Raw genomic sequence first — 18,235 nt, forward strand, 5'->3', positions numbered from 1 at the left:
TTGGGGCCAATAGTAATTCCTTTTCTCTTATTATTATTCTGCGTTGTCTAAAAAATCTTTGATTTTGTCGACATATCTATCAAAAAATGATCTTCTAATTTTAGTTTCCGTAGATTCTTCCTTAGATACATTATTCCTAACAACTTCTCTTGTTTCTTCAATAGTTTCTACTCTTTCAACGTAGTTTTCTTCAACTTCGTATCGTTGCTGTACAGGTTGTTGTACCGGAGGCGGAACATTTCTGTATACTACCTTTGTCTGTTCGTTTACAATCTCCATTCTCACAGCACTTTGTGTACTGTTTTCGATACTGTTCATTACCAAACCAACTGCTGTTGCAAACAACGGACTAGAAATTTCTTCGCTTGAATTGCCTGCTAAATGCTCGTTTGGATATCCAATTCTGGTATCCATACCAGTAATGTATTCTACTAATTGCTTAATATGTTTAAGCTGAGCACCACCACCTGTAAGAACAATTCCTGCAATTAATTTTTTACGGGGATCTTCATGTCCATAAGCTTTAATTTCTGCAAAAACCTGCTCTACAATTTCTACCACTCGGGCATGAATAATTTTAGATAAGTTTTTAAGCGAAATCTCTTTTGGCTCTCTTCCTCTTAATCCGGGAATAGAAACAATCTCGTTGTCTTTATTTTCTCCCGGCCAAGCCGATCCGAATTTTATTTTTAAAAGCTCTGCTTGTTTTTCGATAATTGAACAACCTTCTTTAATATCGTCTGTAATTACGTTTCCTCCAAAAGGTATCACTGCAGTATGACGAATAATACCATCTTTAAAAATGGCTAAATCTGTTGTTCCTCCACCAATATCAATCAAAGCTACTCCTGCTTCTTTTTCTTCCTGACTCAAAACGGCATCTGCAGAAGCTAATGGTTCTAATGTCAATCCTGACAATTCGATTCCTGAACTCTGAATACATCTTCCCACATTTCTGATCGATGATGCCTGCCCAACTACTACATGAAAACTAGATTCTAATCTTCCACCGTACATTCCGATTGGTTCTTTTATCTCAGACTGCCCGTCGATTTTAAATTCTTGTGGCAGAACGTGAATAATTTCTTCTCCCGGTAACATCGCCAGTTTATTTACCTGGTCGATCAAAAGCTGAATATCTTTTTCTCCAATTACTTCTTCCGGATTATTACGGCTGATGTAATCTGTATGCTGTATACTTCTAATGTGTTGTCCTGCGATCCCTACAACGACATCTTTTATTTTATAACCTGAATTATTTTCGGCTTCAAGTATTGCTTGTTGAATCGATTGGATAGTTTGCGTGATGTTGTTTACAACTCCTCGCGCAACTCCTAAACTTTTGGATTTCCCAATACCCAAAATTTCCAACTTACCATACTCATTCTTCTTGCCGATCATGGCAACTATCTTTGTCGTTCCAATATCTAGACCTACTGCAATGTTATCTTTTTCCATTTTCTATTATTTTGTGCAAACTACTTGTTCCGTAAACCTAAGGTCAATTTTATTGTATTTATATAACGAACTATCTAAAACCGCTTTCTGAAAAAAGGCTTTATAGTTATTAAATTTCTCATCAACATTCATCGTTCTGCCAAAATCGATGAAGTAATTATAATTTCTATTAAACATTTTTAAGCTTCCATTAGGCATAATTTGAATTGCAATGATGTTTTTTCTCAAAAACGCATCGTCATAAATTGTGCGAAATAGCGCCGCTAAATCTTCGTTATTTTTTTCATTTATTGCCCCGGAAACAAGCGGAACTCTCGCAGTATAATTGTCTGACAAAGGCATTTTATTACCCTCATAGTCAATATAAAAAGAGGCATCACCATCATAAACTCTCGCTATTGGTGTCTTCTGTTTTACTACTGCTTTTAGAACACCATCGATACTTACAAAAACATTTGATTTTTCAATCATCTCTTGCGTATCAAGGGTTTTCTCAATCTTATTCAAATCTAGTTCATCTTTTCGGATACTGGAAGCGTCTTTTTTATTTTCTATCAACAATTTATTAACCGTTTCCGGTTTCACAAAAAGCGTATTTTCCCCTACAAAAACAACAACAGATTTTTTTAATTTTCGGTCACCATTTCGATGTTTAGCGAAAGAATATAAAAATAAAACGAGTCCTAAAATGAGAATTAATCTAATATTTGTCCAATTAAATATTTTCATTTAGCATTTTTTTGATTGACGGAACCATCTCTCCAATATCACCAGCTCCTATTGTTACAATTATTGGCGCATCACTGGCTTTGATCTCCGCTAATAAATCACTTTTTGCAACAATTTTCTTATTCGAATTTGTCATTTTTCCCAACAACCACTCTGATGTAATCCCATCCATCGGTAATTCGCGTGCCGGGTAAATATCCATTAAAAATACTTCATCAAACTGAGACAGGCTTTCTGCAAATCCATCAACAAAATCTCTTGTTCTGCTGAACAAATGAGGCTGAAAAATTGCCAGTACCTTAAGTCCGGGATACAACTCAGTAACTGCCTGATGTACCGCATTTATCTCTGTTGGATGATGTGCATAATCATCTATATAAACTAATTTATCAGACTTAATCTGATACGAAAAACGTCTTCTGATTCCGTTGAATGAAGCAATGGCTTTTGCAATCAAGTCGGTCGGGGTGCCAAAAGTCTTCGCCATCGCAATAGCCATCAATCCATTCATTAAATTGTGCTTTCCGGGCAAACCAAAATGCAGATCTTTCATGATCTCTGATGGTGTCTGAACATCAAAAACATAACTCCCATCTTCTATACGAACATTAAAAGCCTTATATACAGCATCTTCATTTATAGCACATTGTACTCCTTCAAGTGGTAACTCTTTTGTTATAAACAGCTTAGTTTTATCTTCTACTTTATTGGCAAATTCAACAAACGAAGCCTCAATTGCCTCACTTGTTCCGTAAATATCCAAATGATCTGCATCCATTGACGTAATACAGGCAATATTGGGATGTAAATGCAAAAACGAACGATCGAATTCGTCAGCTTCTACAACTGTCACAGTCTTTCCGCTTCCAATTAAGTTAGAATTGTAATTCTCAACAATTCCACCAACAAAAGCCGTAACATCAGCTCCACTTTCATATAAAATATGACCTAAAATACTTGAGGTTGTAGTTTTTCCGTGTGTACCGGCAACTGCAAAACTAAAAGTGTCTTTTGTTATAATTCCTAAAACTTCGGCACGCTTTTTAATCTCGTAATTTCTTTCGATAAAATAATTCCACTCTGAATGTGTTTTTGGTACAGCCGGAGTAAAAATTACCAGTGTATTTTCAACAAAATAATTAGCAGGAATCAGATTTATGTTATCTTCAAAATGAATATCAATACCACTTTCAATTAATTCACTCGTCAGCATTGATGGTGTTTTATCGTAACCCGAAACCTGTTTCCCGATATTTTTAAAATAACGGGCCAGTGCACTCATTCCGATGCCTCCAATGCCTATAAAATAAACGTTTTGTATTTGATCTAAATTCATTTCTATTTGTTTTTGAGCTATTTACAGATTACTTTCTTATATAAGAAACTAGTAATTAAGCCTTTGTATTTTTCTTACTTTAATAACTCAAAACGCTTAAAAATAGCGTTCTAAATTTTTTATTATGTTCTATAATTATCAGATAAAGTTATATTATAACAACTTTCTAATCTGATCTACAATTACTTTCACCGCATTTGGCATTGCCAGCTTTTTAATATTATCACTTAATTGTTTTTGCTTTCCCTGATCTTTCAGTAAAGCTTCAAAAACAATACTAAACTGAGTGTCTAATTCTGATTCTTTCAACAAAATAGCTCCTTTTGCATCCACTATCGCCTGAGCATTTTTAGTCTGATGATCTTCGGCTACATTTGGTGATGGAATAAAAATTACCGGTTTCCCAACAATACATAATTCTGAAACTGATGATGCTCCTGCACGAGAAATAATCACATCGGCTGCAGCATATACAAAATCCATTCTTTCGATAAAATCAACTACTCTTACGTTCTGCTGATTGTGTTTTTTATATTCTTCAAAATATAATTTACCGCATTGCCAGATTACCTGAATATCCTGCGAAAGCATATTTTGCAGTTCTTTCTCAATTAACTGATTAACTCTTCTTGCTCCTAAGCTCCCGCCTAAAACCAACAATGTTTTTTTATTAGGATCTAAACCGTAAAAAGCAATTGCTTCATCACGTTTACTCTCAATATCTATCAGATCCTGACGAACCGGATTTCCGGTTAAAATAATCTTTTCTTTAGGAAAAAATCTTTCCAGATTCTGGTAAGCCACACAAATTGCATTAGCTTTTTTACTCAATAGCTTATTCGTTATTCCCGGGAATGAATTTTGCTCCTGAATCACAGTTGGTATTCCCGCTCCTCCAGCTGCCTGTAACAACGGTCCGCTAGCAAAACCACCTGTACCTATAACTACATTTGGCTTAAATTGTCTGATAATTCTACGCGACTCCAGCAAACTTGTTGCCAATTTTAACGGAAACATCAAGTTTTGCAAGGTTAATTTTCTCTGTAAACCAGCAATCCAAAGACCTTTTATTTCATAACCCGCCTGAGGTACTTTTTGCATCTCCATTTTATCTTTGGCACCAACAAAAAGAAATTCAGCATCAGGAAATTGTGCTTTTAATTCATTAGCAATAGCGATTGCAGGATAGATATGCCCTCCTGTTCCACCACCACTTAATATGAATTTATAATTTGTCATATTTTTAAAAGTTATTCGCTTTAAAAATTATTCTTTTTAATCTTATTTATTTAATACTGCATTCATCGGATTTCTGGAATTATCCTCAATAGAATACATTCCTTCTTCTTCATACACCTCTTGCTTTTCATCACCAATCAAATCTTCTTCGGCTAGCTCTTTGTCAATTAATCTTTGAAGTGCTTCTTTTCTTCTTTCTTTTTCTTCTAGCTCTTCAGCGATTTCTTCGTCTTTTTTGGTCACACTAATAATGATTCCGAGAGAGAAACAGGTCATCCAGATCGAACTACCTCCACTACTGATCAACGGGAGTGTCTGCCCTGTTACCGGCAATAATTCTACTGCAACTGCCATATTGATCATCGCCTGAAATATCATAGGAAAACCGAGCCCGACGACGACTAACTTCCCAAATAGCGTATTGGCTTTATGCGATGCAATTACAAATCTGAACAATAACAATAAATACAAGACCAAAATTGCTACTCCGCCAACCAAACCATATTCTTCGACAATAATCGCATAAATAAAATCAGAAGACGATTGTGGCAAAAAGTTTTTCTGTACACTTTTTCCAGGTCCAACTCCACCAAACTGCCCTGACGCTATTGCGATTTTAGCTTTCTCTATTTGATAATCATCTTCATCCGGTTTATCAGTGGTAAAGTTCATAATACGACTTTCCCAAGTTGACACCCTGCTAAAGAATCTTGAATCAGGAAAGGCTTTGGCTATCAAAAGGAAAAACAAAAGCATTGCAATTCCTGAACCTATGATAAAACCAATATATTTTAATGGATACCTGCCTATAAATGTTAACATAATTACCATTGAGAATATCAACGCGGTGGTTGAGAAGTTCGCTGGTAAAATAAGCGCCAATGTTATAAAAACCGGTAACCAAAGTTGTATTAATGATGTTTGAAACGGCTCATTTTCATCTCTTGCTTTCGACAAATAACGTGCTACATAAATAAACAATATACTAGCTGCCAGAGTAGAAGTTTGAAATGTAATACCTATAAATGGTACTTGAATCCAACGACTTGCATTTGCACCGGCTATTACAGTTCCTTTTAAAAGCGTATAGGCCAATAAAACCCAAACTACCGGAAGCGCTACTTTCGAAATCGCCCTGAAATAATGATACGGAACTCTGTGCACCCAATAAATAATCAAAAAACCAATACAAATATGAGCCAGATGTTTTACCAAATAACCCAATGTATTTCCGGTTCCGTGACCTATATATGCCAAATTACTACTCGCACTAAAAACAGGCATAAACGAAAACAACGCCAATAAAGCCACGAATGACCATATTACCCTATCTCCTTTAAGTTTGTTTACGAGTTCTTTCATAATCTTTTTGTTTCAGGTTTTTCTTATTTCAGGTTTCAGTTTTTCCTCACGTGAAACCTGAACTTGAAACTTTTTTTCTACAAGTTATGTACAGCTTGCTTAAATTGCTTTCCTCTGTCTTCGTAGCTTTCGAATAAATCGAAACTTGCGCAGGCTGGAGATAATAAAACAGCATCTCCTTTTTCTGTTAAACGTTGTGCCGTTTTTACAGCATCGTTCATATTATTAACTTCTACCATGATATCAACAACATTACCAAAAGCATTAATAATTTTATGATTATCAACTCCCAGGCAAATAATTGCTTTTACTTTTTCACGAACTAATGACATCAATTCGTTATAATCATTTCCTTTATCAACTCCTCCAACAATCCAAACCGTAGGAACATTCATGCTGTCTAAAGCAAAGAAAGTTGCGTTTACATTTGTTGCTTTTGAATCATTGATATATTGAACATTCTGAATTTTTAATACTTTTTCTAAGCGGTGTTCAACACCTTGAAAATTAGATAAACTTTCACGAATTGTTGCATTTCTAATTTGCATCAACTTTGCTACAGAGCTTGCTGCCATTGCGTTTTTCATGTTATGTTTTCCTTCTAACGCAATGTATTCTGTTTCCATTGTAAACTCTTCTTGGTTGATCTTTATTTCCATTTTGTTGTTATTTATAGAAGCCCCTTCATCAAATTGTTTCGTTAACGAAAAAGGAATTAATTTTGCTTTTGTTGTGTTGTTCTTTAACCATTCTGCAATTGCCTCATCATCTGCATCGTAAATAAGATAATCGCTTTCGGTCTGATTCATTGTTATTCGAAACTTTGAATCGATGTATTTTTGATATTTATATTCGTATCGATCTAAATGATCCGGACTAATATTTGTAATAATGGCAATATCCGGCCTGTAATCTATAATTCCGTCGAGCTGAAAACTGCTTAATTCAAGGACATATGCATCGAATTTATTTTCGGCTACCTGCCAGGCAAAACTCTTTCCAATATTTCCTCCCAAGCCCACATTCAAACCAGCAGATTTTAACAAATGATGTGTCAACATCGTTGTGGTCGTTTTACCGTTGCTTCCGGTAATCCCAATTGTCAGAGCTTCAGTAAAAGGTTTAGCAAATTCGATTTCTGAAATCACTTTGATTCCGGCAGCGATAAGCTTTTGTACTATGGGAGATTTCTCAGGAATTCCGGGACTTTTCATCACCACGTCGGCGTTTAAAATCAGGTCTTCAGTATGTTTTTCTTCTTCCCAAGCAATTTTATTAATGATAAGAACTTCTTTATAACTCTCCTTTATTTTTCCAAAGTCAGATACAAAAACTTCGTATCCTTGTTTCTTTCCGAGAATAGCCGTTCCAACGCCACTTTCTCCTCCGCCAAGTACTACCAATCTCTTCATCTATCTAAGTTTTAAAGTAACAATTGATAATATGGCTAACATGATTGCAACGATCCAAAAACGGGTTACAATTTTACTCTCATGATATCCTTTCTTTTGGTAATGATGATGCAATGGCGACATTAGAAAAATTCTTCGCCCTTCTCCAAAACGCTTTTTGGTATATTTAAAGTAACTTACTTGTAAAACCACTGAAAAATTCTCTACCAAAAAGATTCCACACAATAAGGGAATCAATAATTCTTTACGAACGGCAATAGCTAAAACCGCAATGATTCCTCCAATAGTCAAACTTCCTGTATCTCCCATAAAAACAGATGCCGGATAAGAATTGTACCACAGAAACCCAATTAGAGCTCCCACAAATGCAGATATAAAAACAGTCATTTCCCCAGAATTAGGGATGTACATAATATTTAGATAATTAGAAAAAATAATATTCCCTGAAACAAACGTAAATATCCCGAGTGCCAGTACCGAAACTGCCGAAGTTCCTGCGGCAAGCCCGTCAATTCCATCCGTTAAATTAGCTCCGTTAGAAACTGCAGTAATAATAAATATCACAACCGGAATAAAAATCAACCAAGCCCATTTTTCATATCCTTCACCAGTCCACGCTAATAATTCAGCATAATCAAATTCATTGTTTTTTACGAAAGGAATCGTTGTTGCAGTTGATTTTTCTTCTATTGGTGCAGGCAAAACAACAGCTGTATTTGTCGCAGTTCTAAAAACATCTGTTCTACCGGTATCTGTTCTTACTGTTACTGCAGGATTAAAATAAAGAACCGCTCCAACTATAATTCCCAAACCAACTTGTCCTATAACTTTAAAAATTCCTTTAAGCCCTTGTTTATCTTTTTTGAATATCTTGATATAATCGTCTACAAAACCAATTGTCCCCATCCAAAGAGTAGTTACAATAAGCAATACTATATAAATATTGTGCAAACGAGCAAACAACAAAACCGGTACCAGTGTAGCAAAAATGATAATTAATCCTCCCATTGTTGGAGTTCCCGCTTTTTCATTTTGACCAGCCAGACCTAACTCACGAACAGTTTCGCCAACTTGTTGTTTACGCAAAAAGTTTATAATTCTTTTTCCGTAAATCGTTGACAAAAGCAAAGAAAGCATCAATGCCAAAGCCGATCTAAAGGTGATGTACTGAAAAACACCTGTCCCTGGGACATCCATTGTTTTGTCTAAATACTCAAATAAATAGTATAGCATATATTTTATATTTTAAATTCCAATCTTGAAATTCCAAATTCCAATTTTGTCGTGTGGTATTTTAGAATTAAAATTGATTAATTATTTATTTAGTTGATCTAAAATTTCTTTTACTGTTTCCATATCATCAAAATGATGGCGAACACCATTTATTTCCTGATACGTTTCATGACCTTTACCGGCAATTAAAACAATATCATTTGGCTGAGCCAATTGACAAGCTGTTTTAATCGCTTGTTTTCTATCGGTAATTCTCAATAGTTTTTTATAATTATGCGCTTCGACCCCTTTTTCCATTTCATCCAAAATCACTTCAGGATCTTCATTTCTCGGATTATCCGAAGTTAAAATTGCTTTATCACTAAGATCTGTAGCAATTTTAGCCATAATTGGCCTTTTCGTTTTATCTCTGTTTCCGCCACAACCTACAACTGTAATTAGTTGCTCATTTTTAGTACGGATATCGCCTATTGTTTTCAAAACATTATCAAGAGCATCCGGAGTATGTGCATAATCTACAATCGCTGTAATATTACCAGCCGAAACAATGTATTGAAAACGACCTGAAACACTCTCTAAATCAGACAGTAATCGCAATGCTTCAAGACTATCCATTCCTAACTCTACAGCAGTACCGTAAATCGCTAAAACGTTATAAGCATTAAAAGTCCCTATCAATTTTACCCAAACTTCATTATCATTCACTTTTAATAGTAATCCTGATAATTGACTTTCTAATATTATTGCTTTAAAATCAGCATAAGACTTTAATGCATAAGTGAATTTTCTCGCAACTGTATTCTGCAACATCACAGGCCCGTTTTTATCATCGATATTTGATAAAGCAAAAGCTGTTTTTGGCAATGAATCAAAAAATGACTTTTTTACATCTCTGTATTCTGCAAAAGTTGAGTGATAATCTAAATGATCGTGCGATAGATTCGTAAAAACCCCGCCCACAAAATGCAACGCTTCTGTACGTTTTTGGTGAATTCCATGAGAACTCACTTCCATAAAACAATGTGTAACACCTGCTTCGATCATTTCATTTAAATAATGATTGATTGTAATCGAATCCGGAGTTGTATGTGTTGCTTTATATTCTGTTTCATCCACCATTATTTTCACGGTTGACAACAAACCAACTTTAAAACCTGCTTTTTGAAACAACTGAAACAATAATGAAGCAATTGTTGTTTTTCCGTTTGTACCTGTAACACCAACTAATTTTAATTTTTCAGAAGGATTTCCAAAATAATTAGCTGCCATAAAAGCCAAAGCAGTATTCGTATCTTTTACTTTAATATAAGTGACTCCTTTTTCAATATTTTCCGGCAATGCATCACAAATAATCGCAACAGCTCCTAATTGAATTGCTTTTTCTATATAATCGTGACCATCAGAAAGCGATCCGCGAATTGCTACAAAAACATCATTCGCTTCAATCTTTCTTGAATCAAACTCAATTTTATGTACATCAATTTCCGTCGAACCCGTTACAGACTCAATAGCTACTTTATATAATATGTCTTTCAGTATTTTCACGATAATTCTAATACTATTGTTGTGTTTTTACTAATATTTTCTCCAGCCTGTAATGACTGTTTTTTTACTTTTCCTACTCCATTAACTCTTACTTTCAAACCTAAGTTTTCCAGTAAAGCGATTGCATCCATTCCCGGCATTCCTTTTAAATCCGGAATCTGATTTGATTTTTTTCTGGATTCTATATCATACTTATCGTAACTGATTTCTTGCTTTGAAATTTTAGAATCCAGTTGCTTAATTTTATTTGTCGAAGGCGCATCTGTAAATATTTTTTGGGCAATTCTTTTAAAAACCGGCCCTGCAACATCTGCTCCGTAATAATTATTTTTTGATGTATTTGGCTTATGAACCACTACAATACAAGAATATTTAGGATGATCTGCCGGGAAATACCCAACAAAAGAAGATGCATAATACAATGCTGACTTTCCTTCTTTACCACCATAGTTTACCTGCGCTGTTCCTGTTTTTCCTGCCATCGAAAAATCTTTCGAATACAACTTAGAACCAGTTCCTTTTTTTACCACATTAAGCAATACTGCTCTAATTTTTTTGATAGTTTCAGGAGAACACACCTTTGGATTAATCACTTCAACATCAAACTTTTTGATGGTTTTGTTCCACTCTTTAATTTCTGAAACAAATTGAGGCTTTACCATTACTCCATTATTGGCAATTGAGTTATACAATGCCAGCGTTTGCATTGGCGTAACCGAAACTCCGTAACCAAAAGCCATCCATGGCAATGAAACTCCTGACCAATGCTTGTCTCCCGGTTGTGGTATGTAAGGTCTTCCTTCTCCTTGAAAATGCAATCCCAGTGTTTTATTTAAGCCGTAACTATTAATATGATTGACGAATTTTGATGGATTGCTTTTATAATTATCATAAACCGCCTGAACCATTACTGTATTAGACGAAAGTTCAAAACCACGTGCTAACGAAATTTTACCGTAACCTCCTCTATGCGAATCACGAACAGCACGACCATAATATCTCACTTCTCCTCCATGACTGTCAAAAACAGTACTTGTATCTGCAACTTTATCTTCTAAAATCGCCATTAAATCAACTAATTTAAAAGTAGATCCTGGCTCATGAGACTCTGCTACAGCATAATTTGTAGTTTCATAGTACGATCCGTCTTCTGCTCTTCCTAAATTTGAAATCGCTTTTACATGACCTGTTTCTGTCTCCATAACTACCACACAACCGTGATCTGCTTCGTATTCTTCTAACTGTTTCAATAAGGCATGGTGCGCAATATCCTGAATAAAAACATCGATTGTCGAGATAACATCAAAACCATCTTGTGGGTCAACTTCATTGACATCACGAATAGGTTTCCATTGTCCTTTTGCAATTTTTTGCTTTAAAATCTTACCGTCTTTTCCATTCAGATAATTTTTAAAAGCCCATTCAATTCCTTTACCAACCTCTACTCCTGTTGCAGGATCGATACGATCATAACCAATTGTTCTTTCGGCAATTTTTCCTATCGGATGTTTTCTAACAGTTTCCTGTTCAATTATAATCCCACCTTTAAAAGCTCCTAAATTAAATAATGGAAAACCTTTTATTTTTACATATTCAGTATAACTCAAATTACGCGCGATCAGATAATATCTATTTTTATTAGCTCTCGCTTTTCTTAGATCTTTTTCGAAATAACTTCCTGTTTTATCTAAAACTGTTGCCAGTGAATCTGATAATGCTTTTACATATTTTTCAAAAGTTTCTGTTTTTGGCGCTTTCGCATCAAAACGAATCTCGTAATTAGGAATTGATGTTGCCAATAAACTTCCGTCAGCAGAATAGATGTTTCCTTTGTTTGCCGGAATTACAAAATTTCTAACCGTACGCTGTTTTGCCAGTTTTCTATAATAATCTCCTTCAACCCATTGAATATTGGTTAACTTAACAACAATAGCAATTGCCATCACAAAGATGAAAACTGCTACGAGGTAAATTCTGTAGGATATATTTTTATCGTCTACTGCCATATTCTTTTAAAGAAACCTTTTTCTTCTTCTTTTTTTACTTCTATTTTAACCGGAGGAACCGTTGACGGAAAAATCTGTTTTTCAAGCATTTTATCCGATATTGTTGATTCCATCTTCAACTTCATTAATTCTGAACGACGATCTACAAATTCAGATCGCAATTCTTTTACTTCATTATTCAGCTTTGCAATTTCAAAAACCTTTTGTTCGTATCGTTGTGTATTGGCAATCATCAGAATAGCAAGTAAAATGATAAAAACAATAAAACGCCAGTTCTTTACCGCGTCATCGTTTAATAAAAATCTTGCTTTTAATATGCCAAATACTCCACCTTTCATTTTCTACCTATATATATTATATCTTCTCAGCAATTCTGAGCTTTGCACTTCTTGCTCTGTTGTTGATTTTGATCTCGGCATCATCCGGAACAATCAACTTTCCTATCGTTTTAAAAGGAACAGAAAAATTTCCGAAGAAATCACGTTCCGGCTCACCTTCAAACATTCCGTTTTTAATAAATCTTTTTACCAATCTATCCTCTAACGAATGATAAGAGATAACAGAAAATCTTCCGCCCGGATTTAGAATTTCAAGAGATTGCTCGATAAATTCTTTTAAAACATCCATTTCCTGATTTACCTCGATACGAATTGCCTGATAGATCTGAGCCAATATTTTATTACGCACTCTTTCCGGTAAATATTTTGCCAGAACATCTTTTAATTCATCTGTAGTTTTTATTGGCAGATGTTCTCTTGCCTCTACAATTGTTCTTGCTAAAACCGGTGCATTCTTCAACTCCCCATAATCAAAAAAAACACGACGTAAATCCTGTTCTTCATATTCGTTAACCACACGGTAAGCATTTAAATCATTTTTCTGACTCATCCGCATATCGAGTTCGGCATCAAATCTTGTCGAGAACCCTCTTTCCGGAACATCAAACTGATGCGATGAAACACCTAAATCAGCCAAAATTCCATCAACACTTTTAACACCATGAAAACGAAGAAATCTTTTTATAAACCTAAAGTTCTCATTAATTAAGGTAAACCTTTCATCTGGTAACGCATTTGCCAATGCATCTTCGTCCTGATCAAAAGCAAATAATTTTCCGTTTGGCCCTAATCGTTTCAAAATCTCTTTTGAATGACCACCGCCACCAAACGTAACATCTACATAAACGCCATCTGGTTTAATATTTAAACCATCAACTGTAGGATGAAGCAAAACCGGATTATGATATTCCATTGTCGTCGTCATTAATATTTCCCATTACTTCTTCGGCTAAATCTGCAAAATCCATATCTTCGCCGCTTATTGATTTTTCATATAAATCTTTATCCCAAATCTCCACAATATTAACCGCAGATGAAAAAACCACATCTTTAGAAATACCTGAAAAAGCTACCAAGTCCTTTGGAACCAATAACCTTCCCAATGCATCAATCTCTACTACTTTAACTCCAGCAGTAAATCTTCGAATGAAATCATTGTTCTTTTTTACAAAACGATTCAGCTTGTTGATTTTTTGCATCATCAAGTTCCATTCTTCCATTGGATATAATTCTAAACACGGCTGAAAAACAGAGCGCTTCAAAACGAATCCGTCCTGAAGAGAAGAAGCCAATTGCTTTTTCAAGGGTGCAGGCATCATTAGCCTCCCTTTAGCATCGACTTTACACTCATATGTTCCAACAATTGTGTTCAAGAAAATTACATTAATATGTTACACAGCAAAAATATAAAAAATATTACCACATTTTACCACTAAATACCACTTTGTTAATAAGTTTAACCACTTTCCTACCACCCGGCTTAATTTATGGACAATCAATACTTTAACTTATAATTAACGAATAGTCAATAACATTTCGACATCAAAAAAATAATGCATAATATTTCTTAAAAAATTAGTTATTATGCAGTTTTCTTAACATTTAGGAAACACACCAAAACACCCTATAAAAGCTGATTTTTAAACACTTACATATTCTACTAAAATTATCTAGTTAAAAAACGGTAGCAAAAATCCATTTTTATTTATTAAACCCTATATTTGTCCCAATTGAAATTGGCATTAAATTAAATGGACAAACACTACAAAAAAGAAGGCAAATACAGCTATTATGAAGCTGGAGAAGGAACTCCTATCGTTATTTTACATGGCTTAATGGGAGGCCTTAGTAACTTTGATGCTGTAGCAGAATATTTCCCAACGAAAGGATACAAAGTTGTTATCCCGGATTTGCCAATATACACCCAAAGTATTTTAAAAACCAACGTAAAAAGCTTTGCTAAATACGTGAAAGACTTTATCACTTTTAAAGGCTTTGACAAAGTTATTTTACTAGGCAACTCCCTTGGAGGACATATTGCTCTTTACCACACTAAGTTATACCCTGAAAAAGTAGCAGGATTAGTAATTACCGGAAGCTCAGGTCTTTATGAAAGCGCTATGGGAGACAGTTACCCAAAAAGAGGAGATTATGAATACATCAGAAAGAAAGCTGAAGATGTATTTTATGACCCTAAAATTGCAACTCCGGAACTTATTGACGAGGTATACGCAACGGTTAACGATCGTATCAAACTGATCAAAACCCTAACAATTGCAAAAAGCGCCATTCGTCATAATATGGCGAAAGATTTACCAAAAATGACAGTTGAAACCTGTATTATCTGGGGTAAAAACGATGCTGTAACTCCACCCAATGTGGCCGAAGAATTTGATAAATTATTGCCTAATTCAACTTTATACTGGATAGACAAATGTGGACACGCTGCTATGATGGAACATCCTCAGGAATTCAATGCAATTCTTGAAGAATGGCTCGTTAAAAAAAATTTATAGCACTAAACTTTCGACTTTAAGGAGGTCTTAAACACAAAAAACATGAAAATTAATACCGCCGAATTTATAATCAGTAATTCTGAAGTTGCAAAATGTCCACAGGATTTTTTGCCGGAATATGCTTTTATCGGAAGATCAAATGTAGGCAAGTCCTCTTTGATCAATATGCTTACCAATCATAAAAATTTAGCTAAAACTTCAGGAAGACCTGGAAAGACACAGTTAATTAATCACTTTAAGATTAACAACAATTGGTTTTTGGTCGATTTACCTGGTTACGGATACGCTAAAGTATCTAAAAAAACGAAATCTGTTTTTCAGCAATTCATTACAGATTACTTTGAAACCAGAGAACAACTAGTTTGCGCTTTTGTTTTGATTGATATTCGTCATGAAGCACAATCCATAGACATTGAATTTATGTCATATATGGGAGAAAGCGAAATTCCGTTTTGCATCATTTTTACCAAAGCAGACAAAATCAGCAAGACAAAAATCGACTCGCATATTGCAGCATACAAAAAACAGATGTTTGCCAATAACTGGGAAGAAATGCCTCATTATTTCGTGACTTCTGCTACAGAACAAACAGGAAAAGACGAAGTTTTAAACTATATTGACGAAGTTAATCAGGAGGTTTTTAAAAACAACTCGCAATTTTAAATTCCAATAAAAAAATTCCAATTTTCAATTTCTGAGGTTTATCAGAATGTGAAAAATAAAAAAAATCCCAAATTCCAAGTTTTAATTGGAATTTGGGATTTTTTATTTTATTAGAATTTCTTTCCTGTGTTGGAATTTAAAATTTCAAAAATTGGAATTTAACTATTTCGTTAGTTCCAGTTTTTCCGCAAAATAATCACAGAAATCTTTCATTGTATCTGACATTTTTTCGTCATCTGTTGCACGTTTAAAAGTATCCGACATTGCTACGAGTGTCTGATGAAAGAAAATCTTCATTTCATCAACCGGCATATCTTTTGTCCACAAATCAATACGCATCGTTTCTTTGGCTTTACTATCCCAAATAGACAACATAATTGCTTTTGCTTCTTCAGCCTGAACACCACCGTCTTGTGCGCTCCAAGTTAATTTTTCCGGCACACGGTTTTCATCTAATTCTATATTGAATCTAATTTCTGAGTTTATTGTATCTGACATTACTTCTTAGGTTTATATTTTGATTTTTCAAAAATTTCTTTTGCATTTACTTTTAATAATTCCGGCAAGGTTACATTAGTATTATTCTTCATGTATGATCGCACCATTTGCCATCCCAGCCACGCACCAATTCGTCCGGGTGATTCATTGTCGATTTCTAAATAGAACTTAGAAAACGGAGCAGGTGCAATAAATCGTGTTGTTAGTTTTGGATCATCGCTGTACAACATTTCATTTTCGATAAAAAAGCGCCACATATATGCTTCATTTTCCTGACACCATTTTATTTGTTCTGCTGTATAACCCATTTTTTCAGCATCTGTATATTCAGGCAGAAGCAGATCTTTTGCGTACAGCTGTTTTCCTTCAAAAATCATTTGCGAAACCAGGTTTTTATCCTGAAAAGCGGGAATATTTCTGTAAGCAAAACTAGAAACTACATCTGGCATAATTTGTTTCTCTTCGAAATTCTGCTTAATATAATTTGGGAATTCATAAAACTTATGTTCTTTTCCCAAATACAATTCCAAAGCTACAATTACCAGACTATCTGCATAAATGGCTTTAGCATTATAATCCATTTCTCCAATTACCGTAATTACTTTAGGAGTTTTTGTTTTTGGAAAATAATACTTAACGTGCTGGAACAACTTATTAAATTCCTCTCGCACAGGTTCAAAATTGGAATATTTTTTCTGTACTTCTGCATATACTTCTTTCCAAAGCGGATCCTGCATTTTTTTTAACCATATATCATCTTCGATGCCTGCCGGAAAAAAGAACGGATATTGTTTTTTTACTTTAGCTAAATCTTCTGGTTTAGTTTCAAAAAATACTTTATCAAAACGCTCTACTTTAATATCAACCGGTATTTCTTCGACTTCTTTTTCTACTTTAGTTTTTTGCTCACAGGACAAAAAAAACAAGCACAGAACCATTGCAAAGCGATAAATTTTCATTTTATTTTAATTAGATTTGTGTTGCTGGATTTTAAGTAAATCTATACTTAAAAAATATTCTGCAAATATACATCGCTACATCTTAAAACCTGAACTATTATGGCTAAAAAAAGTACCATCCAGACAGAAAAAGTAAATACCCACATTGTAGAGTGGTTAAAAAATTATGCTAACAATGCAAAAGTAAACGGTTTTGTAATTGGAATTTCAGGTGGAGTTGACTCTGCTGTTACTTCTACACTATGCGCTCAGACAGGTTTAAAAGTTTTATGTGTCGAAATGCCAATTCATCAGGCTCCAAATCAAGTTTCAAGAGGAAGAGAACATATTGATCAATTAAAAAAACGTTTTCCGAATGTTTCTGATGTAGAAACTGACCTTACAGCTACTTTTGAAGCTTTTAAAACTGCGGTGCCAAAAACAGATAACGAAGCCAAAGTGAGCTTATCATTAGCCAATACACGTGCTCGTTTACGAATGACATCTTTATATTATTTAGCGGGACTTAATGGTTTGCTAGTTGCAGGTACCGGAAACAAGGTAGAAGATTTTGGCGTAGGATTTTATACTAAATACGGTGATGGCGGAGTCGATTTAAGTCCAATTGCTGACTTAATGAAATCGGATGTTTATGCTCTTGGAGCATTTTTAACAATTCCTGAATCAATTTTAACAGCTGCGCCTACCGATGGATTATTTGGAGACAATCGCACGGATGAAGATCAATTAGGAGCAAGTTATGACGAACTTGAATGGGCAATGTTGGCCGCGGAGTCAGGAAAAACGCCAGCTGACTTCACTGGGAGAGAAAAATCTGTCTTTGAAATTTATAAACGTTTAAACACCAGCAACAAGCATAAAATGGACGCAATTCCGGTTTGTATAATACCAAAAACGTTAAAATAAAACATTTTAACATTTGTCTGCAATTAATTACAGAA

At 34.6% G+C, this 18,235-nt stretch carries 17 protein-coding genes; 3 read left to right on the plus strand and 14 right to left on the minus strand.

Features of this window, described 5'->3' with window-relative positions:
• Positions 1 to 33: 33 nt before the first annotated feature.
• The 12 genes from ftsA to mraZ all read right to left on the minus strand — a co-directional run bounded on the left by ftsA (position 34) and on the right by mraZ (position 14,031).
• A complete protein-coding gene (ftsA, locus tag NJT12_RS13845; protein ID WP_271336512.1) occupies positions 34 to 1,458 on the minus strand; it encodes a cell division protein FtsA in 1,425 nt (474 codons plus the stop codon).
• A 6-nt stretch (positions 1,459 to 1,464) separates the two neighbouring features.
• Positions 1,465 to 2,187: a cell division protein FtsQ/DivIB gene (locus tag NJT12_RS13850; RefSeq protein WP_271336513.1), complete on the minus strand. Its 723-nt coding sequence runs from the start codon at positions 2,185 to 2,187 to the stop codon at positions 1,465 to 1,467.
• Positions 2,174 to 3,523: a UDP-N-acetylmuramate--L-alanine ligase gene (murC, locus tag NJT12_RS13855; protein ID WP_271336514.1), complete on the minus strand. Its 1,350-nt coding sequence runs from the start codon at positions 3,521 to 3,523 to the stop codon at positions 2,174 to 2,176. Before murC ends, NJT12_RS13850 begins: the two co-directional genes overlap by 14 nt.
• Positions 3,524 to 3,676: 153 nt before the next feature.
• Entirely contained in the window at positions 3,677 to 4,762 is a 1,086-nt protein-coding gene (gene murG, locus NJT12_RS13860) for an undecaprenyldiphospho-muramoylpentapeptide beta-N-acetylglucosaminyltransferase (protein WP_271336515.1), read from the minus strand.
• A gap of 42 nt (positions 4,763 to 4,804) precedes the next feature.
• Positions 4,805 to 6,124, minus strand: coding sequence for an FtsW/RodA/SpoVE family cell cycle protein (locus NJT12_RS13865; protein WP_271336516.1), 1,320 nt, complete (start codon positions 6,122 to 6,124; stop codon positions 4,805 to 4,807).
• Between the two features lie 77 nt (positions 6,125 to 6,201).
• Positions 6,202 to 7,536 (minus strand): UDP-N-acetylmuramoyl-L-alanine--D-glutamate ligase, encoded by a 1,335-nt coding sequence (murD, locus tag NJT12_RS13870; protein ID WP_271336518.1) that lies wholly within the window; start codon positions 7,534 to 7,536, stop codon positions 6,202 to 6,204.
• On the minus strand, positions 7,537 to 8,769 hold the full coding sequence (gene mraY / locus NJT12_RS13875; protein WP_271336519.1) for a phospho-N-acetylmuramoyl-pentapeptide-transferase: 1,233 nt from the start codon (positions 8,767 to 8,769) through the stop codon (positions 7,537 to 7,539).
• Positions 8,770 to 8,850: 81 nt separating this feature from the next.
• Positions 8,851 to 10,314: a UDP-N-acetylmuramoyl-L-alanyl-D-glutamate--2,6-diaminopimelate ligase gene (locus NJT12_RS13880; RefSeq protein WP_271336520.1), complete on the minus strand. Its 1,464-nt coding sequence runs from the start codon at positions 10,312 to 10,314 to the stop codon at positions 8,851 to 8,853.
• The gene (locus tag NJT12_RS13885; RefSeq protein ID WP_271336521.1) at positions 10,311 to 12,320 is read right to left on the minus strand and encodes a penicillin-binding protein; all 2,010 of its coding nucleotides are present in this window, start codon (positions 12,318 to 12,320) and stop codon (positions 10,311 to 10,313) included. Before NJT12_RS13885 ends, NJT12_RS13880 begins: the two co-directional genes overlap by 4 nt.
• Positions 12,311 to 12,658, minus strand: a complete 348-nt coding sequence (locus NJT12_RS13890) for an FtsL-like putative cell division protein (RefSeq protein ID WP_271336522.1) — start codon at positions 12,656 to 12,658, stop codon at positions 12,311 to 12,313. Before NJT12_RS13890 ends, NJT12_RS13885 begins: the two co-directional genes overlap by 10 nt.
• Positions 12,659 to 12,674: 16 nt before the next feature.
• The gene (gene rsmH, locus NJT12_RS13895; protein WP_271336523.1) at positions 12,675 to 13,583 is read right to left on the minus strand and encodes a 16S rRNA (cytosine(1402)-N(4))-methyltransferase RsmH; all 909 of its coding nucleotides are present in this window, start codon (positions 13,581 to 13,583) and stop codon (positions 12,675 to 12,677) included.
• The gene (mraZ, locus tag NJT12_RS13900; protein WP_271336524.1) at positions 13,558 to 14,031 is read right to left on the minus strand and encodes a division/cell wall cluster transcriptional repressor MraZ; all 474 of its coding nucleotides are present in this window, start codon (positions 14,029 to 14,031) and stop codon (positions 13,558 to 13,560) included. Before mraZ ends, rsmH begins: the two co-directional genes overlap by 26 nt.
• 378 nt (positions 14,032 to 14,409) lie before the next feature.
• On the opposite strand from mraZ, the gene NJT12_RS13905 reads away from it, so the two are divergent.
• Together NJT12_RS13905 and yihA are read left to right on the plus strand one after the other, a co-directional pair.
• On the plus strand, positions 14,410 to 15,174 hold the full coding sequence (locus NJT12_RS13905) for an alpha/beta fold hydrolase (RefSeq protein ID WP_271336525.1): 765 nt from the start codon (positions 14,410 to 14,412) through the stop codon (positions 15,172 to 15,174).
• 42 nt (positions 15,175 to 15,216) lie between these two features.
• Positions 15,217 to 15,837: a ribosome biogenesis GTP-binding protein YihA/YsxC gene (gene yihA / locus NJT12_RS13910; RefSeq protein ID WP_271336526.1), complete on the plus strand. Its 621-nt coding sequence runs from the start codon at positions 15,217 to 15,219 to the stop codon at positions 15,835 to 15,837.
• 162 nt (positions 15,838 to 15,999) lie between these two features.
• Here yihA and gldC read toward each other — a convergent pair whose 3' ends face one another.
• On the minus strand, positions 16,000 to 16,335 hold the full coding sequence (gene gldC, locus NJT12_RS13915) for a gliding motility protein GldC (protein ID WP_029273283.1): 336 nt from the start codon (positions 16,333 to 16,335) through the stop codon (positions 16,000 to 16,002).
• On the minus strand, positions 16,335 to 17,294 hold the full coding sequence (gene gldB, locus NJT12_RS13920; protein ID WP_271336527.1) for a gliding motility lipoprotein GldB: 960 nt from the start codon (positions 17,292 to 17,294) through the stop codon (positions 16,335 to 16,337). Before gldB ends, gldC begins: the two co-directional genes overlap by 1 nt.
• Positions 17,295 to 17,393: 99 nt before the next feature.
• Between gldB and nadE the strand changes: the two genes are divergently transcribed.
• Complete coding sequence (nadE, locus tag NJT12_RS13925) at positions 17,394 to 18,200, plus strand: NAD(+) synthase (protein ID WP_271336528.1); 807 nt, start codon at positions 17,394 to 17,396, stop codon at positions 18,198 to 18,200.
• Positions 18,201 to 18,235: the final 35 nt, after the last annotated feature.

The organism is Flavobacterium azizsancarii, from assembly GCF_027980145.1.
GTDB classification, from domain to species: Bacteria; Bacteroidota; Bacteroidia; order Flavobacteriales; family Flavobacteriaceae; genus Flavobacterium; species Flavobacterium azizsancarii.

What these genes read in the sequence shown, in the direction of transcription:
- ftsA (WP_271336512.1), bottom strand. Translation starts at nt 1,458, where the DNA reads ATGGAAAAAGATAACATTGCAGTAGGTCTAGATATTGGAACGACAAAG.
- NJT12_RS13850 (WP_271336513.1), bottom strand. Translation starts at nt 2,187, where the DNA reads ATGAAAATATTTAATTGGACAAATATTAGATTAATTCTCATTTTAGGA.
- murC (WP_271336514.1), bottom strand. Translation starts at nt 3,523, where the DNA reads ATGAATTTAGATCAAATACAAAACGTTTATTTTATAGGCATTGGAGGC.
- murG (WP_271336515.1), bottom strand. Translation starts at nt 4,762, where the DNA reads ATGACAAATTATAAATTCATATTAAGTGGTGGTGGAACAGGAGGGCAT.
- NJT12_RS13865 (WP_271336516.1), bottom strand. Translation starts at nt 6,124, where the DNA reads ATGAAAGAACTCGTAAACAAACTTAAAGGAGATAGGGTAATATGGTCA.
- murD (WP_271336518.1), bottom strand. Translation starts at nt 7,536, where the DNA reads ATGAAGAGATTGGTAGTACTTGGCGGAGGAGAAAGTGGCGTTGGAACG.
- mraY (WP_271336519.1), bottom strand. Translation starts at nt 8,769, where the DNA reads ATGCTATACTATTTATTTGAGTATTTAGACAAAACAATGGATGTCCCA.
- NJT12_RS13885 (WP_271336521.1), bottom strand. Translation starts at nt 12,320, where the DNA reads ATGGCAGTAGACGATAAAAATATATCCTACAGAATTTACCTCGTAGCA.
- NJT12_RS13890 (WP_271336522.1), bottom strand. Translation starts at nt 12,658, where the DNA reads ATGAAAGGTGGAGTATTTGGCATATTAAAAGCAAGATTTTTATTAAAC.
- rsmH (WP_271336523.1), bottom strand. Translation starts at nt 13,583, where the DNA reads ATGACGACGACAATGGAATATCATAATCCGGTTTTGCTTCATCCTACA.
- NJT12_RS13905 (WP_271336525.1), top strand. Translation starts at nt 14,410, where the DNA reads ATGGACAAACACTACAAAAAAGAAGGCAAATACAGCTATTATGAAGCT.
- yihA (WP_271336526.1), top strand. Translation starts at nt 15,217, where the DNA reads ATGAAAATTAATACCGCCGAATTTATAATCAGTAATTCTGAAGTTGCA.
- gldC (WP_029273283.1), bottom strand. Translation starts at nt 16,335, where the DNA reads ATGTCAGATACAATAAACTCAGAAATTAGATTCAATATAGAATTAGAT.
- gldB (WP_271336527.1), bottom strand. Translation starts at nt 17,294, where the DNA reads ATGAAAATTTATCGCTTTGCAATGGTTCTGTGCTTGTTTTTTTTGTCC.
- nadE (WP_271336528.1), top strand. Translation starts at nt 17,394, where the DNA reads ATGGCTAAAAAAAGTACCATCCAGACAGAAAAAGTAAATACCCACATT.